2 protein-coding genes are annotated in these 2,622 nt (G+C 70.4%); both read right to left on the reverse strand.

Going from position 1 to position 2,622, the window contains the following annotated elements:
- Nucleotides 1-133: 133 nt before the first annotated feature.
- The gene (gene mraY / locus G6021_RS11900; protein ID WP_182641368.1) at nt 134-1,228 is read right to left on the reverse strand and encodes a phospho-N-acetylmuramoyl-pentapeptide-transferase; all 1,095 of its coding nucleotides are present in this window, start codon (nt 1,226-1,228) and stop codon (nt 134-136) included.
- The coding region (gene murF, locus G6021_RS11905; protein WP_182641369.1) for a UDP-N-acetylmuramoyl-tripeptide--D-alanyl-D-alanine ligase at nt 1,225-2,622 on the reverse strand (1,398 nt) is incomplete at its 5' end. The genes murF and mraY, both read right to left, overlap by 4 nt.

Genomic DNA, 2,622 nt, shown 5'->3' on the forward strand with positions numbered 1-2,622 from the left:
TCCGCCACCACGGGCTCGGCGCCGAGCGCGTGGAGGATCCGGACGGCCCCCGGCCCGGACACCCCGGCGCCGAGGACGAGCACGCGGGCGCCGGCGAGGTCGCGGATGTCCACACGCTCTCGTGTCACGTCCGTCATCCCGTCGAGCTCGCGAGCCAGTCACCGTAGAACAGCGCGATGGCCAGGCCACAGGAGATGGCCACGAGGAGCCAGAACCTGATGGTCACGGTCGTCTCGGCCCACCCGCCGTTCTCGAAGTGATGGTGGATGGGTGTCATCCGGAACGGACGACGGCCGGTGGTGCGGAACGCCGCGACCTGGATGAGCACCGAGACGAACTCCATCACGAAGACCGCGGCGACGACGACCATGAGGAGCTCGGTCCGCGAGACCACCGAGACTCCGGCGACGATGCCGCCCAGGAACATCGACCCCGTGTCGCCCATGAAGATCTTGGCCGGCGCCGCGTTCCACCACAGGAAGCCCAGGCACGCCCCGAGCGCGGCGGAGCACACCACGGCGATGTCGAGGGGATCCCGGACCTGGTAACACCCGGACAGGTCCACCCCCTCCGCCGTGGAGAAGCACGAGTACCGGAACTGCCAGAAGCTGAACACCACGTAGGTGCCCATGACCATGGCCATCGACCCCGCCGCGAGCCCGTCCAGACCGTCGGTGAAGTTGACCGCGTTGGACCAGCCGTAGACCAGGAGAACGATGAAGACCAGGAACACGACCACCGGGAAGGTCACGGCGACGAAGTCCCGCATGTAGCTCAGCGACCTGCTGGCAGGGGTCAGTCCGTCGTCGTTGCGGAAGCCCAGGACCAGGATGCCGAAGGCGAGCGCCGCGAGCACCTGACCGACGGTCTTGGACAGGATGCCCAGACCCTTGTTGTGCCGCTTGAACACCTTGAGGCCGTCATCGATCATCCCGACCACGGCCAACGCGGTGGCCAGTCCGAGGATGAGCAGGCCGGAGGCGGTGAACCCGCCACCGCCCACCGTCACCTGCCCCACCAGCCCGGCCACGATGTACCCCAGCCACACCGCGGCGAGGATCGCGATCCCGCCCATGTTGGGGGTCCCGCGCTTGCTCATGTGCGACTGGGGGCCCTCCAGGCGGATCTCCTGCCCGAAGCCGTGCCGACGGAAGTAGATGATGAGCACCGGGGTGAGGAAGATGCTCACGACGAAGGCGACGATGCCCGCGATCATGATCTGGGTCATTCGGACTTCTCCTCACCACGCGACGCGAGCAGATGCTCCGCGACGCTCCACAAGCCCACGGCCGCCGAGGCCTTGACCAACACGATGTCCCCCGGCTGTACGCGCTCGTCGACGATGGCGGACGCCTCCTCGGCGGTCTCGACGTGCTCCGCCTCCGATCCCCACGAGCCCTCCTGCACCGCCCCCTGGAAAAGTGCGCGCTGGGGTCGACCCCGGCCGACCACCACGAGTTGGGACACGTCGAGGCGCACGAGGAACCGCCCGATGAGGTCGTGCTCCGTCACCGAGTCGTCGCCGAGTTCCGCCATCTCGCCCAGGATCGCCCAGGTCCGGCGGTGTCCCCCTCCCGACCGGGCCATCACCGCGAGCGACTTGAGCGCGGCCCGCACCGAATCGGGGTTGGCGTTGTAGGAGTCGTTGATCACGGTGACACCGTCGGCGGTGACCCGGACGTCCATCCGCCGGGCGGAGGCGGCCCGGGCGGTGCCGAGAGCGGCGGCGACCGCGGCGACGTCCATACCGCAGGCCAGACCCACCGCGGCGGCCGACAGGGCGTTGCCCACCTGGTGCTCCCCGTGGACGCGGAGGGCCACGTCGGCCTCGCCGTCCGGGGTCACCAGCCGGAAGGAGGCCCGGACCTCGTCGTCGAGCCGCACGTCCTCGGCGCGGAGGTCCGCGGACCGGCCCGTCCCGACCGTCACGACCTCGGCGGACGTCCGCCCGGCCATTCCCAGGACCCGGTCATCGTCGGCGTTGAGCACCGCGACCCCTCCGTGGGCCGCATCCGGCAGGGCCTCGACCAACTCACCCTTCGTGGCGGCGATGACGTCACGCGACCCGAACTCACCCAGGTGCGCGGTCCCCACGTTGAGCACCACACCGATCCTCGGGGGCGCGATCTCCGCGAGCTCGCGGATGTTGCCCGGCGCGCGGGCACTCAGCTCGAGCACCAGGAAGTCCGTGGACTCATCGGCACGCAGGGCGGTCCAGGGATGGCCGATCTCGTTGTTGAACGATCCGGGCGGCGCGATGACCGTCCCGGCCGCGGAGAGAACCGCGCCGATGAGGTCCTTTGTGCTGGTCTTGCCCGAGGAGCCGGTGATCCCGACCACGACGAGCCCGTGGTCGGCGACCAATCTGTCCACGCTGGCGCGCGCCAGGGACCCGAGCGCCGCGAGCACCGCCGCACCGGACCCGTCGGAATCCGCGGCCAGGACCATGGCGTTGGTCACGCGCCGGTCCACGGGGGGCACCACGACCTGCGCGCCCGCACCCTCGGGGACATCGGTGACCTCGCGGGCGACCAGCGCCGCCGCCGCACCCGCCTGCAGCGCGCGGGCGACGAACTCGTGTCCGTCGACCCGCTCGCCGGGGAGTGCGAGGAACAGTCCACC

It is taken from the genome of Dietzia sp. CW19, from assembly GCF_014145265.1.
GTDB lineage: Bacteria > Actinomycetota > Actinomycetes > Mycobacteriales > Mycobacteriaceae > Dietzia > Dietzia natronolimnaea.